A 3,351-nucleotide genomic window follows, 5' to 3' on the forward strand; every position below is an offset into this window, starting at 1 on the left:
GCGCCGGGGAGCATCATCGTCGCGAGCACAAGGGCGAACAGCGCACCCCGCCCGCGGAACCGGAAGTAGGCGAACCCCCACGCCACCATGGCGCTCGAGAAGGTCACCGTCACGGCGGCCAGCACCGCGAGGGCGGCCCGCGCCTCGGGCGACGACGGAGCTGCGGGTTCGGGCATGCGTCCAAGCATGACGGATGCCGCGGCATCCGCTCGCGACATCCGCCCGCCTCTGGCCACGGAGCCCCGCGCCGGTGCACCATAGGGGAACGCGCCGCGCACGGCGTCGCGGGCTCGGTGCTCACGGGGGAGGCGCGCATGTCGGAGGCCACGGCGTCGCGGGTCGTCGTCGCCACGCGGAGCGCGGGCCGGGTGCTCAACCTCGTGGCGCTCGGGATCGTGCTCGTGGTGGGCGTGGCGTTCGTGTTCGCCGACCAGGGCACCGACTTCCAGATCATCTCCCTCGCCCTGTGGTGCCTGCTCTCCACCGCGTACATGATCGGCTGGATGATCGTGCTCGGGCGGATCTCGCGCAGCTCGTGGCGGAGCACGCCCACCCTCATCTCCACCAGGCCGCCCGGGCGCCTCGCATCGTTGCTCATCACCATCGTGTCGAGCTTCATCGGCATCTCGGCCGCGAGCGAGCTGCTCGTGCTGCGATCCGACCCCGCCTTCGGCACCGCGATCGACTTCTTCGGGGTGTGGGCGATGCTGCTCGCGTGGGGGTTCCTGCACTGGGGCTTCGCGCAGATCTACTACCGCGTCTACCACCAGGGTCCGGGCCGCGTGCGGCGGGCTCGGGCGGGCAGCGCCCCGGCCGCGGCATCCGGCCCGCCGCTCGTCTTCCTGCACACGACGGAACCGACCGTGCTCGACTTCGTCTACGTGGCGTTCATGGTGGGCACGAGCTTCACGCCAAACGACGTGGAGACGACCCCGCGCATCCGGTGGACGGTCGTCTGGCACTCGGTGCTCAGCTTCTTCTTCAACGGGTTCATCATCGTGCTCGCGCTCAACACGATCATGGGCAAGTAGGCCACGAGGCGAGTCGGCCGGCACCCTGCGTCAACCCCCGCGCGGCGGCGGAGGCGCGTGCGTAGCATGCCGCACACACCCCAGAGAAAGGACGACTCCGATGACTGTGGCACGCGATCTCATGACGCCCGACCCCCAGTGCGTGAAGGAGGACCAGACCCTCGTCGAGGCGGCGCGGCTGCTGCGCGACCTCGACGTCGGCGCGATGCCGATCTGCGGGAACGACAACCGCCTCAAGGGCATGCTCACCGACCGCGACATCGTGGTGAAGTGCATCGCCGAGGGCGGCGACCCGAACACGGTCACTGCCGGAAGCCTCGCCGAGGGCAAGCCGGTCACGATCGGCGCCGACGACGACATCCGCGAGGCGCTCGAGGTGATGCAGGAGCATCAGGTGCGCCGCCTGCCGGTCATCGACGGGCACGACCTCGTGGGCATCATCGCCCAGGCCGACATCGCGCGCGAGCTGTCGGTCTCGCAGGTCGCCGAGACCGTGGCCGAGATCTCCGAGGAGTGAGCTCCCGGCTCCCTCAGAACAGCCGGGCCTGGGCGACCACGGGCGCGCCCTCGAGCTCGAGCAGGAACCGCTTGCGCTCGAGGCCGCCCGCGTACCCGGTGAGCGATCCGTCGGCGCCGACCACGCGATGGCACGGCACGAGGATGCTGAGCGGGTTCCGCCCCACGGCGTTGCCCACGCGCCTGGCGAGGTTGCGGTCGCCGAGCCGCGTGGCGAGCTCGCCGTACGAGGTGGTCTCGCCGTAGGGGATCTCCCGCAGCATCGTCCAGACGGCGTGCTGGAAGGCGTCGCCGTCGGGCGCCAGCGGCAGGTCGAACACGGTGCGTCGCCTCTCGAGGTACTCGGCCAGCTCGGCGGCGAACCGCTCGAACAGGGCGTCGCCGTGCGCGTCGACCTCCTCGCCGATGGTTCCGGATGCCGGTGGGTGCCAGTGGCCCGGGAAGTACACGCCGGTGAGAGCGCCGCTCCGGCGCCCGTCGGGGCCGCCGTCGTCCGCGACGACGAGCAGGTCGCCGAGCGGGGTCGGCATCGTGGCGTGTCGGCGGGTCATGCCTCCATCCTCACCCGCGCTGCGGCATCCGCGGGCCCTTGCAACGGCGGGATTCGGACCTCTGCGTCCGGCTACGCCGACGCGCGGGAAACGCATGAGATTCGGCGCGATGAGCCCGTATACGGGCCCATGTGTCCGAATATCCTGCGTTTCGTCGCCGTCGAAGCCGACGGACGCGCGCCGCGCGGCTCTACGCCGACGCGCGGCGCACGAGCTCGGTGGGCAGCGTCATCCGGCCGGCCGGACGCCCGTCGATGACGTCGAGCAGCATGCGCACCATCTCGTGGGCGATGCGCTCGAACGGCTGGCGCATCGTGGTGAGCTCGGGTGAGACGCGCGTCGCGATGGGCGCGTCGTCGAAGCCGGCGACGGCGACGTCATCGGGCACGCGGATGCCGCGCTCGCGCAGCACGTCGAGGGCGCCGGCGGCCATCACGTCGTTCGCCACGAACACCGCGTCGAGGTCGGGCACCCGGTCGAGGAGCTCGGCCATTGCGCGCATGCCGCTCGCACGCGAGTAGTCGCCCTCGGCGACGAGGCGCTCGTCGAACGCGTCGCCGAGCTCCTGCCGGTAGCCCTCGAGGCGGCCGATACCCCCCGAGGTGTCGGGCGGTCCGGTGATCGTCGCGATGCGGTTGCGGCCCGCGTCTCGCAGGTAGGCGACGAGGTCGCGGGCGCCCTCGAGGTCGTCGGCGGCGACGTAACCGATGCGGCGCTCGTACCCGAGCGGCACCCCGCAGGCGACGACCGGTACCTCGGCCGCGACGAGCTCGGCGAGGAAGCCCTCGCGACCCCGGTGCGACGACACGAGCAGCGCGCCGTCGACGTGTCCGCCCATGATGAACTCGGTCGCGCGCCGCTGCTCGTCGTCGGACCCGGCCATGAGCAGCACGAGCGGCAGGTCGCGTTCGGCGAGCGCGTCGGCCGCTCCCCGCATGAGGGTCGAGAAGTTGGGGTCCTCGAAGAGGCGGTCCTGCGACTCGGTGAGGAGGAAGGCGATCGAGTTGGCACGGGCGGTCGCGAGGTTCCGGGCGTGCGGGTTGATGCGGTACCCGGTCTTCTTGATCGCACGCTCGACGGCCTCGCGGGCGGTCGGGCTCACCCAGTGCCCGCCGTTCAGCACGCGCGAGACGGTTCCGCGGGAGACGCCCGACTCACGGGCGACGTCCTCGATCGTCGGTCGCCGCTTGGGCGCGTGCTCGCTCACGTGGCCAGTGTAGGTGCGGCCGGCGCGACGGCGCGCTGCGCCGCCC

General features: G+C 71.8%; 4 protein-coding genes and 1 pseudogene. 2 read left to right on the forward strand and 3 right to left on the reverse strand.

The genetic code is table 11. The features are described from left to right. Window positions 1-134 (reverse strand): annotated as a pseudogene (locus GH736_RS25235) (carbohydrate ABC transporter permease); the annotation flags it as partial. Window positions 135-314: 180 nt separating this feature from the next. Between GH736_RS25235 and GH736_RS19525 the strand changes: the two are divergent. Both GH736_RS19525 and GH736_RS19530 read left to right on the forward strand, forming a co-directional pair. Beyond that, entirely contained in the window at window positions 315-1,031 is a 717-nt protein-coding gene (locus GH736_RS19525) for a DUF1345 domain-containing protein (RefSeq protein ID WP_159606307.1), read from the forward strand. Window positions 1,032-1,131: 100 nt separating this feature from the next. Further along, window positions 1,132-1,548 carry a CBS domain-containing protein gene (locus GH736_RS19530; RefSeq protein ID WP_159606309.1) on the forward strand — a complete coding sequence of 139 codons (417 nt, stop codon included), beginning with the start codon at window positions 1,132-1,134 and terminating at the stop codon, window positions 1,546-1,548. Window positions 1,549-1,561: 13 nt separating this feature from the next. Here the strand turns inward: GH736_RS19530 and GH736_RS19535 are convergent, their stop codons facing one another. Together GH736_RS19535 and GH736_RS19540 are read right to left on the reverse strand one after the other, a co-directional pair. Continuing rightward, on the reverse strand, window positions 1,562-2,098 hold the full coding sequence (locus GH736_RS19535) for a methylated-DNA--[protein]-cysteine S-methyltransferase (RefSeq protein ID WP_159606311.1): 537 nt from the start codon (window positions 2,096-2,098) through the stop codon (window positions 1,562-1,564). Between the two features lie 190 nt (window positions 2,099-2,288). Then, window positions 2,289-3,305, reverse strand: coding sequence for a LacI family DNA-binding transcriptional regulator (locus tag GH736_RS19540; protein ID WP_159606313.1), 1,017 nt, complete (start codon window positions 3,303-3,305; stop codon window positions 2,289-2,291). Window positions 3,306-3,351 lie beyond the last annotated feature (46 nt).

The organism is Agromyces humi, from assembly GCF_009720255.1.
Classification (GTDB): domain Bacteria; phylum Actinomycetota; class Actinomycetes; order Actinomycetales; family Microbacteriaceae; genus Agromyces; species Agromyces humi.

Excerpts from the sequence above, each read along its gene's own strand:
- GH736_RS19525 (WP_159606307.1), top strand. The coding sequence starts at position 315 with ATGTCGGAGGCCACGGCGTCGCGGGTCGTCGTCGCCACGCGGAGCGCG.
- GH736_RS19530 (WP_159606309.1), top strand. The coding sequence starts at position 1,132 with ATGACTGTGGCACGCGATCTCATGACGCCCGACCCCCAGTGCGTGAAG.
- GH736_RS19535 (WP_159606311.1), bottom strand. The coding sequence starts at position 2,098 with ATGACCCGCCGACACGCCACGATGCCGACCCCGCTCGGCGACCTGCTC.